The 17,175-nt window shown below is 34.9% G+C and carries 25 protein-coding genes and 1 pseudogene; 14 read left to right on the top strand and 12 right to left on the bottom strand.

Annotated features, from left to right (window positions below; translation table 11 throughout):
• The 7 genes from rsmI to DMB95_RS04715 all read right to left on the bottom strand — a co-directional run bounded on the left by rsmI (position 1) and on the right by DMB95_RS04715 (position 3,817).
• Positions 1-837, bottom strand: coding sequence for a 16S rRNA (cytidine(1402)-2'-O)-methyltransferase (gene rsmI, locus DMB95_RS04745; protein ID WP_142931127.1), 837 nt, complete (start codon positions 835-837; stop codon positions 1-3).
• Between the two features lie 8 nt (positions 838-845).
• Positions 846-1,046 carry a 50S ribosomal protein L31 gene (gene rpmE, locus DMB95_RS04740; protein ID WP_137632489.1) on the bottom strand — a complete coding sequence of 67 codons (201 nt, stop codon included), beginning with the start codon at positions 1,044-1,046 and terminating at the stop codon, positions 846-848.
• Positions 1,047-1,201: 155 nt separating this feature from the next.
• On the bottom strand, positions 1,202-1,867 hold the full coding sequence (locus DMB95_RS04735; protein ID WP_142931126.1) for a 16S rRNA (uracil(1498)-N(3))-methyltransferase: 666 nt from the start codon (positions 1,865-1,867) through the stop codon (positions 1,202-1,204).
• Complete coding sequence (locus DMB95_RS04730; protein WP_142931125.1) at positions 1,848-2,267, bottom strand: hypothetical protein; 420 nt, start codon at positions 2,265-2,267, stop codon at positions 1,848-1,850. Before DMB95_RS04730 ends, DMB95_RS04735 begins: the two co-directional genes overlap by 20 nt.
• Positions 2,254-2,490 (bottom strand): hypothetical protein, encoded by a 237-nt coding sequence (locus DMB95_RS04725; protein ID WP_137632486.1) that lies wholly within the window; start codon positions 2,488-2,490, stop codon positions 2,254-2,256. Before DMB95_RS04725 ends, DMB95_RS04730 begins: the two co-directional genes overlap by 14 nt.
• Positions 2,490-3,071: a 6-pyruvoyl trahydropterin synthase family protein gene (locus DMB95_RS04720; protein ID WP_142931124.1), complete on the bottom strand. Its 582-nt coding sequence runs from the start codon at positions 3,069-3,071 to the stop codon at positions 2,490-2,492. The genes DMB95_RS04725 and DMB95_RS04720 overlap by 1 nt, the downstream gene beginning before the upstream one ends.
• A complete protein-coding gene (locus DMB95_RS04715; protein WP_142931123.1) occupies positions 3,068-3,817 on the bottom strand; it encodes a 7-carboxy-7-deazaguanine synthase QueE in 750 nt (249 codons plus the stop codon). Before DMB95_RS04715 ends, DMB95_RS04720 begins: the two co-directional genes overlap by 4 nt.
• Before the next feature lie 179 nt (positions 3,818-3,996).
• Here DMB95_RS04715 and exbB point away from each other — a divergent pair, with 179 nt between their 5' ends.
• From exbB to DMB95_RS04695, 5 genes and pseudogenes are all read left to right on the top strand, one after another.
• Positions 3,997-4,428 carry a TonB-system energizer ExbB gene (gene exbB, locus DMB95_RS04710; protein WP_137632483.1) on the top strand — a complete coding sequence of 144 codons (432 nt, stop codon included), beginning with the start codon at positions 3,997-3,999 and terminating at the stop codon, positions 4,426-4,428.
• The gene (exbD, locus tag DMB95_RS04705) at positions 4,421-4,813 is read left to right on the top strand and encodes a TonB system transport protein ExbD (RefSeq protein ID WP_142931122.1); all 393 of its coding nucleotides are present in this window, start codon (positions 4,421-4,423) and stop codon (positions 4,811-4,813) included. Before exbB ends, exbD begins: the two co-directional genes overlap by 8 nt.
• A 392-nt stretch (positions 4,814-5,205) precedes the next feature.
• A pseudogene (locus DMB95_RS09875) lies at positions 5,206-5,314 on the top strand (energy transducer TonB); the annotation flags it as partial.
• The gene (locus DMB95_RS09870; RefSeq protein WP_442861446.1) at positions 5,293-5,478 is read left to right on the top strand and encodes an energy transducer TonB family protein; all 186 of its coding nucleotides are present in this window, start codon (positions 5,293-5,295) and stop codon (positions 5,476-5,478) included. The pseudogene DMB95_RS09875 and the gene DMB95_RS09870, both read left to right, overlap by 22 nt.
• A 185-nt stretch (positions 5,479-5,663) precedes the next feature.
• The gene (locus tag DMB95_RS04695) at positions 5,664-7,043 is read left to right on the top strand and encodes an MATE family efflux transporter (protein WP_142931120.1); all 1,380 of its coding nucleotides are present in this window, start codon (positions 5,664-5,666) and stop codon (positions 7,041-7,043) included.
• Positions 7,044-7,066: 23 nt separating this feature from the next.
• Here the strand turns inward: DMB95_RS04695 and ybeY are convergent, their stop codons facing one another.
• A complete protein-coding gene (gene ybeY, locus DMB95_RS04690) occupies positions 7,067-7,480 on the bottom strand; it encodes an rRNA maturation RNase YbeY (RefSeq protein WP_142931119.1) in 414 nt (137 codons plus the stop codon).
• A gap of 50 nt (positions 7,481-7,530) precedes the next feature.
• On the opposite strand from ybeY, the gene queC reads away from it, so the two are divergent.
• Entirely contained in the window at positions 7,531-8,205 is a 675-nt protein-coding gene (queC, locus tag DMB95_RS04685; RefSeq protein ID WP_142931118.1) for a 7-cyano-7-deazaguanine synthase QueC, read from the top strand.
• Positions 8,206-8,273: 68 nt separating this feature from the next.
• Here the strand turns inward: queC and DMB95_RS04680 are convergent, their stop codons facing one another.
• The 4 genes from DMB95_RS04680 to DMB95_RS04665 all read right to left on the bottom strand — a co-directional run bounded on the left by DMB95_RS04680 (position 8,274) and on the right by DMB95_RS04665 (position 12,734).
• Positions 8,274-9,455: a hypothetical protein gene (locus DMB95_RS04680; RefSeq protein ID WP_142931117.1), complete on the bottom strand. Its 1,182-nt coding sequence runs from the start codon at positions 9,453-9,455 to the stop codon at positions 8,274-8,276.
• Between the two features lie 132 nt (positions 9,456-9,587).
• A complete protein-coding gene (gene topA / locus DMB95_RS04675; RefSeq protein WP_142931116.1) occupies positions 9,588-11,669 on the bottom strand; it encodes a type I DNA topoisomerase in 2,082 nt (693 codons plus the stop codon).
• A 76-nt stretch (positions 11,670-11,745) separates the two neighbouring features.
• Positions 11,746-12,294, bottom strand: a complete 549-nt coding sequence (locus DMB95_RS04670; RefSeq protein ID WP_142931115.1) for a YceI family protein — start codon at positions 12,292-12,294, stop codon at positions 11,746-11,748.
• Positions 12,295-12,296: 2 nt separating this feature from the next.
• Positions 12,297-12,734, bottom strand: a complete 438-nt coding sequence (locus DMB95_RS04665) for a MarR family winged helix-turn-helix transcriptional regulator (protein WP_142931114.1) — start codon at positions 12,732-12,734, stop codon at positions 12,297-12,299.
• A 208-nt stretch (positions 12,735-12,942) separates the two neighbouring features.
• Between DMB95_RS04665 and DMB95_RS04660 the strand changes: the two genes are divergently transcribed.
• The 8 genes from DMB95_RS04660 to rpsS all read left to right on the top strand — a co-directional run bounded on the left by DMB95_RS04660 (position 12,943) and on the right by rpsS (position 17,175).
• Positions 12,943-13,578: an RBBP9/YdeN family alpha/beta hydrolase gene (locus DMB95_RS04660; protein ID WP_238386885.1), complete on the top strand. Its 636-nt coding sequence runs from the start codon at positions 12,943-12,945 to the stop codon at positions 13,576-13,578.
• A 76-nt stretch (positions 13,579-13,654) separates the two neighbouring features.
• A complete protein-coding gene (locus tag DMB95_RS04655) occupies positions 13,655-13,972 on the top strand; it encodes a TfoX/Sxy family protein (RefSeq protein WP_142931113.1) in 318 nt (105 codons plus the stop codon).
• Between the two features lie 295 nt (positions 13,973-14,267).
• Positions 14,268-14,579, top strand: coding sequence for a 30S ribosomal protein S10 (gene rpsJ / locus DMB95_RS04650; RefSeq protein WP_137632472.1), 312 nt, complete (start codon positions 14,268-14,270; stop codon positions 14,577-14,579).
• An 11-nt stretch (positions 14,580-14,590) separates the two neighbouring features.
• The gene (rplC, locus tag DMB95_RS04645; RefSeq protein WP_137632471.1) at positions 14,591-15,166 is read left to right on the top strand and encodes a 50S ribosomal protein L3; all 576 of its coding nucleotides are present in this window, start codon (positions 14,591-14,593) and stop codon (positions 15,164-15,166) included.
• Positions 15,163-15,777: a 50S ribosomal protein L4 gene (gene rplD, locus DMB95_RS04640; RefSeq protein ID WP_142931112.1), complete on the top strand. Its 615-nt coding sequence runs from the start codon at positions 15,163-15,165 to the stop codon at positions 15,775-15,777. Before rplC ends, rplD begins: the two co-directional genes overlap by 4 nt.
• A 1-nt stretch (position 15,778) precedes the next feature.
• The gene (locus DMB95_RS04635) at positions 15,779-16,060 is read left to right on the top strand and encodes a 50S ribosomal protein L23 (protein WP_137632469.1); all 282 of its coding nucleotides are present in this window, start codon (positions 15,779-15,781) and stop codon (positions 16,058-16,060) included.
• Position 16,061: 1 nt separating this feature from the next.
• Complete coding sequence (rplB, locus tag DMB95_RS04630; RefSeq protein WP_137632468.1) at positions 16,062-16,892, top strand: 50S ribosomal protein L2; 831 nt, start codon at positions 16,062-16,064, stop codon at positions 16,890-16,892.
• Position 16,893: 1 nt separating this feature from the next.
• A complete protein-coding gene (gene rpsS, locus DMB95_RS04625; RefSeq protein WP_137632467.1) occupies positions 16,894-17,175 on the top strand; it encodes a 30S ribosomal protein S19 in 282 nt (93 codons plus the stop codon).

The following is a 17,175-nucleotide window of genomic DNA, read 5'->3' as shown; positions in this document are numbered from 1 at the left end:
TCATTCTACCTTATTTTGACTTAAAAGCAGTTTGTTATAAAGCTCTTTTGCATTTTTTTGAGTGATTTTTGCTAAAAGTTTGCTTTTTTCTTTTAAGGAAATATCAAGAGCTAAGATATCACTCTCATTTAAAGTGCTTCTGGCAAAATTTGTTTCTTTGTTTGCGTCAATAACCAGCACCCATTCGCCATTTAAATTTTCGTTTTGAAGTATGTTTAAAAGCTCTTGTGCTGAAGCTTTGAATTTTTTTTCAAATTTTTTGCTGATTTCTTTAATGATAAAGATTATTCTTTGTGGATCAAGCAAGGCTAAGCTTTCAAGCAAAGCTAAAACGCGAGTTGGGGCTTCATAAACTATACTCACAAAAGGATTTAAAAGCAAATTTTCAAGCTCATTTTGTCGTTGCTTACCTTTGTTGCTTAAAAAACCCATAAAGATAAATTCTTTCACCCCAAAACCACTTGCTGCAAATGCAGTAATAGCAGCATTTGCTCCGGGTAAAACCTCATAAGCTATATTATTTTTCAACGCAAAATCGACTAAAACACTGCCCGGATCACTCACGCAAGGCATACCCGCATCGCTCATAAAAATAATATCTTGTTTAAAAAAATCAGCATTTAAAGAAGCAAGCACTTCTTTTTCGTTATGGCTATGAAAGGAGATAAATTCTTTGTTTTCAAAACAAAGCTCGAATTTTTGGCTTAGCAAATGAAGCAAGGATTTACAAACCCTTGTATCTTCACAAAGCACGATTTTACAAGTCTTTAAAAGCTCTATCGCCCGATAAGAAATATCAGCTAAGTTGCCTATGGGCGTGGGGATAAGATAGAGCATAAAAAGGCTTATTGCATAGCGTATTTTTTCTTAAATTTCTCTACACGACCTGCCGCATCGACGATTTTTTCACTACCGGTAAAGAAAGGATGGCAGTTTGAACAAATATCAACGCGAATTTCAGCCTTGTTTGACTTTGTTGTAAAGCTGTTTCCGCACGCACAAGTTACTTTGCATTCTACAAATTCTGGGTGTATGTCTTTTTTCATCATTAATGCCTTTGAAAAATTATTTTGAAAATAAACGCAGATTATACCCAAAATAAAATAAATTTAAACTAAAATCTTAAAAAGCCTTTAATTTTATAAAAATTTAAACTTATTTTTAAAAAGCTTTAAGATAAAATATCTTTAATCTATGAAATTTAGCCCAAACTTAAATTCGCAAGCACGCTTATAGCCGCACTTTGACTTTTGAGGATATAAGGGTGTGTGAGCTTTACTTTTTTTGCAAAAAGTTCTCTTTCTCGCTGAGAAAATCCCCCTTCTGCACCAATGAAAAAAATTTCTTTTTTATAATCACTAAAGCTTTTTAACTCCTCTCCTTCAAAATCAAGCAAAATAGCCCCAGCATAAGCCTTTTTAAACTCATCACTACTCTTAAAAACTGAAATTTTCATTAAACTTGCCCGCCCGCACTGCTCGCAAGAAGCAATCAAAATTCGCCTCAAACGTCCTAAATCAAGTTTAAAATTGCGTTGAGAAAAATCAGCATACACAAGTAAAAGTTCTTCTAAACCAAGTTCGTTTAAAATGGGTAGAGTTTTTTCAAGCACGCCTGTATCAATCATAGCTAAAGCAAGCCTTATACCACTTGAAAATTCCGGCTTTTCTTCGCTTTTTTTCAGCTCAAGCACAGCGTGTTTTTTATCAAATTCACAAATTGTATATTCATACAAAAAAATATCGTTTAAATTCCTAAGTTTTAGGCTTTCATTTAGTTTTGCTCTTCTTGCTTTAAGGTGTAAAAAAGCTTCATTTTCTAGGCAAATACGAGCTTCGCCGGCTTTTTCATGATATAAAAACTGCATAATATCGTTGATATAAATATGGCACAGTGAGTAAAAAAAGCGTGACAAGCAAGATAAAAAAACTCCACGCCCTAAAACCTTGATAACGTCTTTTTTGTCTTGCTTTTTTGAAGCGGTTAAATTGAAAGATATTCAAAGCGACGATAAGACACCAGCTAGCAAGCATTAAGCCGTGAAAAAAACTAAATTCAAAGCTTTTTAAAGCCAAAAGCAAAGAGCCGGTAAAAAAAACTATACTTAAAAAAAGATAATACACCGGCAAAAAAAGCCGAATGCGTCTTATAAAATAAAACTCTGTCCTAAAGCTACTTTGCGTTAAAAACAAATAAAAAACCATCAAAAATCCACTCGCATAAAGGCTATATATATGAAAAGCAAGCACGAGATCATAGATTTGCATACACTGCTCCGCTTTTAAATTCCTTAAATTTAAGCTCAAAGCTTAGATCATCTTGCACCGGCAAAGGCACATTAGTATCATTGACTTCGCTTTTTTCATCATCTTGCTCGATAAGTATGTTTGTATCATTGAACTTTGGCGTGATTTTTTCACTTTTATCTTCGCCACAAGCGATAAAAAAACAAAGTAACAATAAAATCCAAAGCTGTTTATAACTTTTCATCAAAGCTCCTTTTTGTTGATAAATTCATACTCGCCTTTGAGTTTTTCAAAAAAAAGCCCATCGTCCCAATCGCTTTGAATTTCTTTTGAAAACTCGATCTCATCAAGCTTTATAGGCGGTAAATGCTCGCTGTAAGCATCTTCTTTAAAGCCTTGTGCGTAACCGCTTCGTGTTTCATGCACGATAATGCTTTGCAAATTTACGCCTTTTTCGCCATTTTGCATTTTTGTTTTTGAAAGCAAGGTATCAATCAGCACAAAAAATACACGACAAAAATTCTCCGCACTTGCATTTACACCCAAGCTCACCCAACGTTTAGAATGCTTTTTCATATCTTTTAAATACGCCTCATCGTCATCTTTAAAAAGCGTGATAGCATGATCAAAGCTATCGATGATCTGACGAATTTCTTGTTTTAAAAGCCCAAAATCATACACCATACCAGCATTATCTAAAAACTTGCTTTCAAGCAAAACTTCTACCTTATAAGAATGCCCGTGAATGCTCGTTTTGCACCGCTTTGAAGTGCAAAATCTAACGATGTGTGCGTTTTCAAACTCAAATAATTTTCGTATAATCATACGCCTTCTTTTTCTCCCCAAAGCCTGATGTGAATTCTATCTGAATAATTATAGCCATTTTTTATGCAAAATTCAGCAATTTTTAAAGCATTAGTTTTAAGCTCAAGCTCATTATGCCCCATAGGCATACAAAAAACCTCAGCTTTGGCTTTTTCAAGTATGTATTCTATCTCCTCATAAGCCTTATTTGAAACGATCATCTTTTCATCTAAAACAAATTTATAAAAACTCATCTTAGCATTTGAAATGATCGCTTGTATAGCCTCAAAATGAAGTCGTTCTTTTTGGCTTAAACCGCTATTACTAAGCTTTACGCCCATAGCAAAAATGCAGTTTTTATAAAGTGGAAATTTATCAAAATCAATAAAAATACTCGCATTTGTCTCAAAATGCACCTCAAAACCACTCTCAAGCAAAGCCTTGATAAAGCTGATAAATTCAGCACTTTGATGATGAAGCAAGGGCTCGCCTCCTGTGATAATGATGATAGGTTTTTTATCTTGAATAAGTGTTGAAATTGTATCTAAAAGCTCTTTAGCACTTAAGTCTTGATAAGAGTTTTTAAATTCTTTTGTCCAAACAGCGCGTAAGGTATCACAGCCCACAAGGATTTTATCTTGCATTTGTTTTTTTACTCCAAAACCAAAGCAGTTAAAATTACAGCCCGCAAAACGCACAAACAAAGCTAAGTTCCCAGCAAATTTACCCTCACCTTGTATGCTTAAAAAATACTCTACAATCTGCAAAACATCGCCCTTTTTTAAAAAAATAAAAACATAATTATAACCTAAGATACAACAAAATGTATCGTTAAAAAGCGATGAAATTTATTTTTGATTGTTTAAATCAAAATTTAGTTTTCTTGCTATATAATTTTAATAATATTTTTTAAAATATTTATTGAAAAATTAAAAAGGTATATTTTATGGAATTTTTAAAGGCTCATATTGATTGGATTATCTTAGGAATTCTTGGGATAATGGCTTTTTTAGCACTTTGGTGCGTGATCGAACGACTGCTTTTTTTTAGAAAGATTAATATGAGCGAATATCAAAATCAGCAGGAATTTGATAATGCTTTGAGCGAAAATTTAACAACCTTATATATCATTTATTCAAATGCACCTTATATAGGACTTTTAGGAACGGTTATTGGGATTATGGTGGTGTTTTATGATATGGGGCTTTCAGGCAATATCGATGTAAAATCCATAGTCGTAGGGCTTTCTTTAGCCTTAAAAGCTACGGCTTTGGGGCTTTTAGTGGCTATCCCTTCTTTGATGGCGTATAATGCCTTGCTTCGTAAAATTTCAATTTTAAGCTCACATTATCAAAACAAAGACGCAAAAAATGATTAAAGTGCCTAAAAACGAGGGTTTAAACATAGTGCCTTTTATAGACATTATGCTTGTTTTGCTTGCTATTGTTTTAAGTATTTCAACTTTTATCGCTCACGGACAGATCAAAGTTGAGCTTCCAAAGTCTGAATTTGCCACTTCTGCAAATGATGATAAGGAAAAATTTCTCATCGCTATCGATGAAGAAAATTCATTTTATCTTGATGATAAGCCTATTAGTTTAGAAAGCTTAGAACAAGAGCTTAACAAGCTTGATAAAAAAACCCTTGTCGAGCTTAAAGCTGATAAAGACGCCAAATTTGAAAGCTTTATACAAATCATTGATTTGCTTAAGGGCAAAGAACACGAGAATTTCCAAATCATCACAGAAAGGCAAACAAGATGAAAAGCACGCAAAAACAAGCCTTTGTTTTAACCTGTCTTATATTTTCGCCACTTTTTCTTTTCGCTGTGCTAGGTGATCCTTTTAAAAGCGAGATCAAAGGCGATGATCGTGTTACTTTAGTGATGAGTCAATTTATCGCACAAGGACAAACCAATCAAGTCGGCGAAGCCAATACCCCACCCGCACCAGAAGAAGACAAACCAAAAGAACGCAAGAAAGAACATAAAAAAGAGCAAAAAAAGAGAGAAATTCACAAACACGCTAGAAAAAGTATAAAAGAAAAACCTCAAGAAGAGCTTACTAAAGCTTCAGCTCCAGCAGGTGGAGCCCAGATTGATAATAATGCGCCAACCCAAATTGGCACACTTGCTTTTGGCAAAGATGACAATCCTTTTTTAAGAGAGATCAAAAAAGCCATTGATGAAGCCGCAAGAAAGACTTATCCAAGACAAGCACGCAAAATGCGTTTAAGTGGTGAAGTGTTGCTTGAGTTTGTTTGGCTACATAATCAAACCCTTGATAAAGTAAGGATAGTCAAAAGTTCAGGACATGAAATTTTAGACTCAAATGTGCTTAAAGTGATCGCTAGGGCTGCTAAAAACTTCCCGCAATACGAAAAAAGCGTGCGAATTCAAATCCCTATCGTGTATAATCTCAAAGATTAAACAAAATCGCCCTCTTTCTTTTTCGTATTTTTATCTTTTAAGCCACTTTGCTAACTTTACCTTAATGATGATAAAATGAGTTGTTTGAGTGTTTTGCTCTCCTCTCTTTTTTAAACGATAAGTCAATGATGATTTGTCTTGCTTACCCTTTTTAGCTATAATTTCGCTTTCAAAAAGGGACAACCATGCAAGCAATCGATCTTGAAAAACACAGCATAGCTAAGCTTTATTTTAGGTATTTTATCCCTTCACTTTGTGCTATGCTTGCACTTTCTACTTATTCTACCATAGATGGCATTTTTGTGGGGCAAAAGCTTGGTAATGACGCTCTTGCTGCTGTTGGTATAGCATGGCCTGTTTTTCCTGTTTTAATTGCTTATGAGCTTTTATTTAGCATAGGCGCAGCAAGTTTAAGCTCTTATTATCTTGGTAAAAATGAGCCTGAAAAAGCAAGGTTGATCTTTAGCTCTGTGTTTTATTTTGCTTTGCTTAGTGGCTTAGTTTTAGGCTTTGTGTTCTTTCTCTTTTGTGATGAAATTGTGATCTTTCTTGGTGCAAGTCAAACCATAGCTCCTTTGGCTGCTGAGTATCTTGAAGTTATTTTTCTTGGTTCTTTTGTCATCGTTTTGCACCCCTTGCTTGATATTTTTGTGATGAATGATAAGCGTCCTGTTTTGGCTATGGTAGCGATGATTAGTGGGGCTTTAAGTAATGTTGTGATGAATTATTTTTTCATTTTTGTTTTTGAATGGGGGCTTTTTGGATCGGCTTTAGCGACGATTTTAGGGCATTTTATAGGCTTTTTGATCTTATTTTGGCATTTTATCTCAAAAAAGGGACAAATTTATTTTATCAAAGTCTTTCAATTTTTTACGCTTTTTAAATCCGCACAAAATGGCATAGCTCAAGCTAGTGCAGAGCTCAGCGCAAGCATTGTTATGCTTATAGCCAATCATATCTTAGGCTCTTTAGGAGGAGATAGAGCAATCGCTACATATAGCGTCGTGATGTATTCTGGTATAGTGCTATTTACAGCCTTGCTTTCAGCTTCACAAGCCGTGCAGCCAATAGCGAGCTTTAATTACGGCGCAAATGCATATGCAAGACTTGTTAAGATACTCCGCTTTGGCTGCGTGTTTAGCCTTATGCTTGGAAGTTTAATGTATGTTTTATCTTATCTTTTTAGCGAGCATTTAGTCATTTTGTTTTTACAAAAAAATGAATTTGGTGGCATTGATGAGGATTTTTTAGCTGGGTGTATAGAGGCGATGCGGATTTATTTTCTAGGCTTTATTTTAATCGGCTTTAATATGAGCGTAGCAAGCTTTTTTCAAAGCGTGCAAAAGCCTTTAAGCTCATTTATCGTCACTATATCTTATACTTTGGTTTTTGTGTGTATATTTTTTCTTATTTTGCCGAATTTTTTTGGTATAAAGGGTATATTTTTAAGCTATCCTTTGGCTGAGCTTTGTTCCTTTTTTGTAGCTTTGGCTGTGATCTTTTGGGCGTTTAAAAAAGGAAGCTTGAAGCAAAATAAGAATTTACAAGAAGCAAAGGCAGTATAAATATCTTAAAATAAATATTAAATTTAGCCCTCAGTTCTTACAATAAGGCTTTTTGGGAGTTTAAATTTTAAGATAAGCTCTTCTTCTTTTGCTCTCATTTGTCCTTGATCCGCTTCATGATCATAACCAAGCAAGTGTAAAAGTCCGTGCAAAAAAAGCAAAGCCAGCTCTTCTTGCTTGCTGTGTCCTAGCTTGCTAGCTGTTTGCTCGGCTAGTTCTGTGTTAATAACTATACTTCCAAGTGGTAAATTGAAATCAAACTCATCTAAAAGCGGAAAAGATAATACATCAGTGCTTTTATCAATCCCTCTTTGCTCGAAATTGATCTTTTTCATCGCTTCATTATCCACTAAAAGAAGTTCTATATCCTTAGTGCTTAGCTCATCAGCTAAAATTTGTAAAAAATCACAATCCATATCCTCTTGGCAAAGTATCATTGAATTCCTTTTGATAAAATAGCCTTTATTATATCAAAATCTTAAGGAAAATCGTGAAAAAAGCTTTATGTATCATCAGTGGAGGCATGGATAGCACAACTTGTGCGTATCTGGCAAAAAAAGAAGGTTTTGAGCTTGTGGCTTTGCATTTTGACTATGCTCAAAGAACGCAAGAAAAAGAAAGGGCTTGTTTTGAAGCAATTTGCGAGGATTTGGGTATAAGCTTAAACAATCGCTATATTTTAAATACTGATTTTATCAAGATTATAGGAGCAAATTCGCTTACTGATACTAATCTTGAGATACCTAAAAATGAATTTGGTGCAAATGAAACGCCAAATACTTATGTGCCTTTTAGGAATGGCATTTTTTTAAGTATAGCTGCAGCCTTAGCTGAAAAGCATGAATGCGAGGCGATTTTCATAGGCGTGGTTGAAGAAGATAGTAGCGGTTATGCTGATTGCACTGAAGCTTTTATCAAAAAAGCTGAAGCTTTTATCAACGAAGGCAGGGCTACAAAGCTAAAAACGCAGATAAAAACTCCCCTAATTCATCTTAAAAAAGCTGATATAGTCAAGCTTGCCTTAAAAGAAAAAGTGCCTTTAGAACTAACTTGGAGCTGTTATGAAAGACAAGATAAGGCTTGTGGGGCTTGTGATAGCTGTTTGTTGCGTTTAAAAGGCTTTAGCGAGGCTGGGCAAAAAGATAAGATAGAGTATATTTGATACTCGCTACAAATTTATATCAACTTTGTTTCATTCATAAAAAATGAATGCATATAAGTTAAAAGGATTTAAGCCCAAGTATTTAAAATACCATTGATCTTGCCTGCTTCATTAGCAGAATAAGCTTGTAAAAAAGTTGTTCTTAGCTCTTTCATCACTGCTTTAAGCTTGGCATAATCAAGTTGTGTTTGATCTGAGTTTTCATCTAAACCAAGATATTTTAGGCTTTTTTCTATAAATTCTTGCTCTTCTTTTTGCATAAGTTTATCAAAACTTGTTTTATCAAATTGAGCGTTTTCATCAAAAGCTTGAGGAAGAAATTCTTTTAAAAGTTTTTGTTCTTCTTTGCTAAGAGTGTTAAAATCCTCATTGTTTCTTAGCTTGTCCTTTATACTTTCTAATTTATCATCAATAACAGCCTTAGCACTTTCAAGCACATAATTAAGATAGTCAAAGTTAAGCTGTGCTTCTACTTTTTCTCTATTATCGTAGGCGTATTGTAAATTATCCTCGAGGGCTGTGATTATTTCTTCTTCACTAAAGGCTTCTTCGTAAACTATTTTTCCATCTAAATTTTTATCATTTTTTATAGTTTTATCAAGTTCAAGAGCTATGGTAGAAGCAGCAAATTTGCCATTTTCATAAAGTGTTTTATTTTTTTCTTTTAACCTGCTAAGTTTTGAGTAACTAACTATACTTTCCACAGAAACTGATAAAATTTCTGTTCCAACAAGCATAGCCAAGCTTTTATGCCCATAACCACTCCTTGTTTCATCAAGCTCGCTTTGCTCCAAAAAGCCATTTTTATCCGCATCAGCACTTAAATATCCTCTTGTATAAGCAATATCTCCATACCAACCAGAAACAAAACTTTCAGCCTCACCACTCAAGATATAAGCTTGTCCTATTTTAGATACATTTTCATTTCCAAAATTTTCTCTTAAGGTATTTAAACTTTCTTCGCTTAGAGCTGATTTAACAGCTGCTCCTGTAAGAGGATCCTTAAAATAAATGGTTTGAAGATGGCTTTGAGCATTGTTTACTTGAGAATTTGTATGTGAAGTATTTTCAAGCTTTTTTACCTCTTCTTCGCTTAAGCTTCCTGAGCTAAAATTTGATTTTAAAGAGTTATAAATAGTAGAACCCAAACCCTTTGAAACATCAAAAGTCGTATTTGCAAAATTGAGCTTAGTTGTATTGTTTTTCCCTGAATAATCAAGAACAGAACCTTTTAAATTCACTAAGCTCATTTTTATATCCTTTTTTACTCTTATTTTGCACTAAAATCGACAAAAAGCAAATAAAATGAAGTGTTTTTATATTTTATGAAGTTAAAAATTTGTAGTTTTTTAAGGTAGAGCTAAAAAAGCAAGCCAAAAGGCTTAAATTTGCTTTTTGATTTTACACTTAGGGCATTCTAAAAAAGTGCCTTTTTTAAGCTCTTTGATGATCATATAAGAGCCACATTCCTCGCATTTTTCATCGCTTGGCTTATAATTGCTGACAAATTTGCATTTTGGGTATTCACTACAACCATAAAATTTACCCCTCTTGCTAAAACGTTCAACAACCTCTCCTTTTTGACATTCAGGACAAATAATACCTGTGCCATTAGCCTTTTTTTGTGGGCTTTTGACTTGTTCTTTGTTTTCTAAATTTCTTGAGTATTTGCATTTTGGGAAATTTAAACACGCTACAAACTCCCCATATCTACCCTTACGGATAGCAAGCTCGCCCCCACACTGCGGGCAGCTTTCATCAAGCTTGATAAGGGTTTTTTGACTAGCGATTTTTGTCTTGCCTTCTTCTACTTTTCGCATAAAAGGATAGTAAAATTCTTTTAAGGTTTCTTGCCAATCTGCCTTTTTTTCAGCTATTTCATCAAGGGTATTTTCAAGTTTTGAGGTAAATTCAGCATCAACTATATCGCCAAAATGCTTTTCTAAAACCTCAACCACACTAAAAGCAACCTCACTTGGCACAAGCTGTTTTTTATCTATCTTTACATAATCACGACTTGTGAGTATAGAAATAGTCGGTGCATAAGTTGAAGGGCGTCCTATGCCTAGGCTTTCAAGCTTTTTTACAAGCCCAGCTTCAGAATAACGAGGTGGAGCCTCAGTAAGATGAGAACTCATATCAATTTTTTGAGTTTTTAGCGCTTGGTCTATTTTTAATTCTGGTAAAATTTTATCCTTATCCATATCCCCATATACTTTATAATACCCATCAAAAAGGATTTTGCGTCCGCTGATCTTAAACACAGCCTTATCACCACTTACAAAAACGCTTTGATTTGATGATATGGCAGGATTCATTTGACATGCTAAAAAGCGGTTATAGATCAAAGTATAAAGCCTAAGTTCATCTTTTTCAAGAAATTGTGCTGCAATTTGGGGAGTAAAGTTTAAATTCGTAGGACGTATAGCTTCATGGGCTTCTTGAGCGCCTTTTGACTTTGTGGCATACGCTAAAGGTTTGGCTGGTAAATAAGCCTTTGAATAGTTTTTTTCTATAAATTCCCTTGCACTTTGCACGGCTTCTTTAGCTAAATTTAAGCTATCTGTTCTCATATAAGTGATCACGCCCATCACGCCTTCGTGCGTTTTTACGCCCTCATAGAGCTTTTGAGCGATCATCATAGTTTTTTTAGGATTAAAGCCAAGTGTATTGCTTGCGCTTTGTTGTAGGGTTGAAGTCATAAAAGGCGGTGGGGCTGGAAGTTTTCTTTCTTTGCTTTCTATATTTGTAACCTTAAATTCAGCCTTTTTACATGCTTCTAAGATGAGTTTGGCTCTGTCTTTGTTCGTAAGTGTGAGTCTTTCTATCTTTTTTTTATCAAATTCAACAAGTTCAGCTTCTAAGTCTTTAGCAAAAACCATATCTATACTAAAATACTCAAGTGGCACAAAGGCTCTAATTTCCCTTTCTCTATCAACGATGATCTTAAGCGCGGCACTTTGCACCCTGCCAGCTGAAAGCCCTTTTTGAATTTTTTGTCCAAGCAAGGGGCTGAGTTTATAGCCTACTATACGGTCAAGCAAACGCCTTGCTTGCTGGGCATTGACTGAATTCATATCAAGTTTTCTTGGGTTGTTTAAGGCATGCTCAATCGCACTTTGAGTGATTTCATGAAAAACTATGCGAGGTAAGGAATTTTCATCTTTATCAATAGCTTTAGCAATATGATAAGCTATAGCCTCACCCTCTCTATCCTCATCAGTTGCAAGATAGACTTGCTTGGCTTTTTTTGCCTTTGTTTTAAGCTCTTTTACTAGCTCGCTGTGATCTTTTGAGATGCGGTATTCTGGAGTGAAGCTATCATCATCGATTTTAATACCAAAACTACTTTTTGGCAAGTCCCTAATATGCCCTTTTGAAGCGATAACCTCATAATCTTTACCTAAGAAATTGCCTATAGTTCTGGCTTTTGCTGGGGATTCTACGATGATGAGGTTTTTCATTTGACTTGCCTTTTTGTTTTAAAATTGCAAGATTTTACTAAAAATTTGTAAAATTTTAACTTTAATTTAGCATTTTTTATTTTTCATTCCAAAAAGTTTGCAAATCAAGCTTGATTTTATCGCCATTCATAAAAGAACCTTGTATATTAAAGTCTTTTATATTAATCTCGCTTGTAAGTATGAGTTTAACTTTATCTTGACTAGGATCAAGTTCGCTTTGAAAAGTTACTATCTTACTTACTCCATGTAAGCTAAGCTCGCCTTTTACTTCGCCTTTAAGTCCTTCTTTTGGGGTGTAACTTTGCATGATGAAATTACCCTTTGGGAAATTTGGCTCATCTAAAAAATCAGCCTCAAGCAAGTGCTTATCTCTATCTTTATCTTTGCTATCAACTGAACTGATGATGATCTCTCCATTTAAAGCTGTGATAAGATTGTTTTCATCAAGGCTTAAATTTCCGCTAAATTCCAAAAACTGCCCCTCAACACTTACTACAAGAAATTTGCTTGCGATAAAAGCGATTTTTGAGCTTTTATCTACGCTGTATTCTTTTGCCTCAAGGCTTGAAAGACTTAGCAATGCTAAACTGAGACTAAATACTAAAAATTGAAACTTTGCACGCATTTTTACTCCTTTGTTTGGTGCCTTTGTTTAAAAAGTCTTAGTAAAAGCTCGTGCAAGATTTTTTGCTCCTCTTTTGACATACAAGAAAGCATAAGCTCATCTTGAACCTCAAGCATAAGCTTAAAGGTTTTTAGGGCAAGTTCTTCGCCTTTTTGCGTAAGGTAGATGATATTTTCCCTTCTGTTTTCAGGGTTTTTTTGCCTAAACACAAGCTCTTTAGCCTCTAAATCATCGATCAAAAAACGAATATAATTTTTATCCAGATGAATGAAGTTATAAATACTTGTTTGAGAGTGTTTTTGCTTATAACATCTCCACAAAAGCCCAGCTTGCTTATGCGTTAAGGAAAATTCCTTTATCCTCTCATCAAAAGTTGCTGATAGCTCATCACGCAAATCTGTTGCTAAAAATCCTATGCAATCCGTCAAATCAGTTTGCATTTATCCTCCCTTTTTAAGTCTTAAGAGGGCAAGTCTAGCACATTTTACTTTAACTTTTTATTTAAAAAATTTTCATTTTTTATTATAATCACTAAAAATGAAAATAATAAAAAATGAATATTAACATAAGCTTTCTTAATTTTTTTTGAATTTGTTGATTTTTTAAAATTATGCTAAAATGGCTTTTTTCAAATGACAAGGAGTAGTGATGAAAAAGATTTTATCTATTTTTATGGTGGTATGCTCTTGTTTTGGCATTACATTTGCAAATGATGCAACGCTAAGCCAAAAGAAAATCTATATAGTGCATGGTTACGCAGCAAACAAAAACGCTCACTGGTTTTCTTGGCTTAAAAATAAGCTCGAGGCCAAAGGCGTAAGTGTTGAGGTGCTTGATATGCCAGATAGCCTTGATCCAAAGCTTGATAAATGGCTTGCTACTTTGCAAAACTCGATAAAAAATGTCGATGAAAATACCTTTATCATTGGACATAGCTTAGGTTGTATCACCACACTTCGCTTTATCGAGAGTTTAGATGAGAACAAAAGGCTTGGTGGCGTGCTTTTGGTGAGTGGATTTTATGAGCCTTTAAGCATTTTACCTGTGCTTGATCCTTTTGTCAAAGAACCTTTGCAAAACAAAAAACTAATCAAAATGATCAACAAACGCATCGTACTTTCAGCAAAAGATGATGTGATCGTGCCAACAATTTTAAGTGAAAATCTCGCCAAAGCTATAAATGCTAAATTCGTGCAAATGCCAAAAGGCAATCATTTCATGGAAGAAGATGGCTTTAAAGAATTGCCTATGGCTTTACAGCTTATCGAAGAAGAGCTTCAATAATAAATTTAAGCTACACAAGGACTTAAAAACTTTCTTTGAATTTAAAGTATAAAAGTTTTAAAAAGGGAAAGACTAGATGGCAAGTAGCGTGGAATTTAAAGACTTTGTTTTAGAATGCTTGCAAAACTGCGAAAGTGGATTTGATTTTAAAACAAGAAAAATGTTTGGCGAGTATTGTTTTTATATGCTTGATAAAAGCTATGAAGCCAAGCCTTGCTTTTTGCTATGCGATGACACGCTTTTTGTCAAAGCGCACAAAGAGCTTGAAAGCTTACTTTGTGAAAATGAAAAAGCCAAACCCTTTGAAAAAGCAAAGCTTTGGCATGTGCTTGATCCTGAAAATTTAGAGCTTTTAAAGCAAGTCGTGCAAACTTTGGCTTTGATTAAGACTTGAAAAAGTGAAAAATTGAGTATTTAATTTTTAATATTATAAAGCTAAACATTAAAAAAACAATAAGCCATATTAAAAAAATATTATTTTTATCTATAAGCTTTACTTTAAAAATTCCACCAAATAAGACTTTTAAATTCTTAAATCACTTTTTGCAAATTTACATTTTTATCCTTTTTATAAGGAAAAAAACTTTAAAATTTAATGCTAAAAGCTTGACAAAAGAATGAAGTTTTTATACAATCACCTTTTTATTTTCGTTAGCTTTGTGCTAACAAGTTCTTTGTAAAGGAAAATTATGGAAAGGATTAGGCTTAAGCTTAAAGCTTATGATCACCGGGTTCTTGATAGAACAGTTGCAGCCATAGTTGAGGCTGTTAAAAGGACTGGTGCGGACATTCGTGGTCCTGTGCCAATGCCAACAAAAATCAAACGTTACACCGTTTTGAAATCTCCACATATCAATAAAGATTCAAGAGAACAATTCGAGCTTAGAATTCACGCAAGAATGCTTGATATAGTAGCAGCTACACCTGATACAGTGGATTCTTTAACCAAACTTGACTTAGCCCCAGAGGTAAATGTCGAAGTTAGGGCTATGGGTAAGTAAAAGGATAAAAGATGGAATATATCGTAGAAAAAATAGGTATGAGCAGAACCATTTCTAATCCAAGTATAGCTGTAACCTTGCTTAAATTAGTCAATACTAAAGTATGTGAGGTAGAAAATGGCAAAGCCTTAGTCGCTTTTGTAAAAGGTAAAGCAAAAAACAAAAGCATAGCTGGACAACAAAAAAAATACAATCTTTCAGCTGAATTTAACCGCTTTGCAAGCCTAGAAGTAGCCAATACTGAAGCTGGCGATATCGATGAAAGCCCACTAAAAGAGGCTAAAATTTTAAAAGTAAGCTTTAATTCAAAAGGTCGAGGCTATAGCGGTGTGATTAAAAGACACGGCTTTTCAGGCGGTCCGGCAAGTCATGGTTCAAGATTTCACAGAAGACATGGTTCTATTGGTAATAGAGAGTGGCCAGGTCGTGTGCAACCGGGTATGAAAATGGCTGGACATTATGGCAATGAAAAGATCACTGTTAAAAATGAACTCATTTCATATGATGCTGAGAATAAAATCCTTGTGCTTAAAGGAGCAGTTCCAGGATATAATGGTGCAATGGGTAGAATAAGGATAGCCAAATGAGTAAAGTAGTAGTTTTAAATGATAAATTTGAAAAAGCAAGTGAGCTTGATTTACCACAAAGCTATGCACAAATCAATCCGCATAATCTTTATTTGTATGTAAAATCATATCTTGCAAGCTTAAGAGCAAACAACGCTCACACTAAAAACAGAAGTGAAGTAAGTGGTGGGGGCAAAAAACCTTGGAGACAAAAAGGAAGAGGCGGAGCTAGAGCTGGTTCAACACGAACAAATGTTTGGGTAGGCGGTGGCGTAGCCTTTGGTCCTACAAATAACAAAAATTACTTCCAAAAAGTGAATAAAAAGCAAAAAAGATTAGCCCTAGAAAGAGCTTTGGCTGAAAAGGCTGAAAAAGGTGCTTTATTTGCCGTGCCAAGTTTGATTGTAGAAAGTGGCAAGAGTAAAGATGCTCAAGCTATCATTAAAAAGCTTAATCTTAAAGATGTGCTTATAGTTAAAGATTTCGTTGATGAAAAGACTTTTTTAGCGTTTAGAAATTTAGCACATTGTTATGTGGTTGATCTTAGCGAAGTCAATGCTTATTTAATCGCTGTATTTAAAGCAGTGATCATAGAAGAGCAAGCTTTAAAAACACTCACGAAAGAGGCGTAAAATGGCAGATATTACAGATATAAAAAGCATACTCTACACTGAAAAAAGCTTGAATTTACAAGAACGAGGTGTGGTAGTGATCCAAACAAGTCCTAAGATGACAAAAAATAGCCTTAAAGCAGTGCTTAAAGAGTATTTTGGCGTGAGTGCTGAAAAGATCAATTCTTTAAGAATGGACGGCAAAGTCAAACGTTTTAGAGGACGTATAGGACAAAGAAATGATTATAAGAAATTTTATGTAAAGCTTCCTGAAGGGGTAAGCTTAGAAAGTAAGGAGGCTTAAGATGGCGATTAAAACTTATAAACCATATACTCCAAGTAGGCGTTATATCACTGGCTTAAGCTCTGAAGACATCACAGCAAAGCCAAGTGTAAGGTCTTTACTTGTAAAGCTTTCTACTCATGCTGGACGCAATAGTTACGGACGCATTACAAGTCGCCACAAAGAAGCAGGTGCGAAAAAGCTTTATAGAATCATCGATTTTAAACGTCGTAAATTTGGCGTTGAAGGCAAGGTAGAAGCTATAGAATACGATCCATACAGAACTTGCCGTATAGCACTTATTGCTTATAAAGATGGTGATAAACGTTATATACTTCAACCAAGAGGCTTAAAGGTAGGCGATATTATAGCAGCAGCTGAAAGCGGACTTGATATAAAACCGGGCAATGCTATGAAGCTTAAAAATATCCCAGTTGGAACCATAGTGCATAATGTAGAGCTTAAACCGGGCAAAGGCGGACAAATGATACGCAGTGCTGGAGCTTATGCGCAGCTTATGGGTAAGGAAGAAAAATATGTTATCTTGCGTTTAGCCAGCGGAGAAATGCGTCAGGTTTTAGCTGAATGTATGGCAAGTATTGGTGAGGTTGGCAATGAAGATTGGGCAAATATCACTATAGGTAAAGCAGGACGCAATCGCCACAGAGGAATTCGCCCTCAAACAAGAGGTTCGGCAATGAACCCAGTTGATCACCCACATGGTGGTGGTGAAGGCAAGAAAAATTCAGGTCGTCACCCAGTTACACCTTGGGGCAAACCAACTAAGGGTGCAAAAACGCGTCGTAAAAAAGCAAGCGATAAGCTTATAATCTCAAGAAGAAAAGGAAAATAAGATGGCTAGATCACTGAAAAAAGGTCCTTTTGTCGATGATCATGTAATGAAAAAAGTCATCGCAGCAAAAAAGGCAAATGATAATAAGCCTATAAAAACATGGAGCAGACGTTCAACCATAATCCCAGATATGATAGGATTAACCTTTAATGTTCATAACGGCAAAAGCTTCATTCCAGTGTATATCACTGAAAATCACATAGGCTATAAGCTTGGTGAGTTTGCACCAACACGCACATTTAGAGGGCATAAAGGCTCTGTGCAAAAGAAAATCGGTAAGTGA

Source organism: Campylobacter sp. MIT 12-8780 (assembly GCF_006864535.1).
Taxonomy (GTDB): domain Bacteria; phylum Campylobacterota; class Campylobacteria; order Campylobacterales; family Campylobacteraceae; genus Campylobacter_D.
The sequence above is the reverse complement of the archived record's forward strand: the minus strand, read 5'-3'. Positions and strand labels throughout refer to the sequence as shown.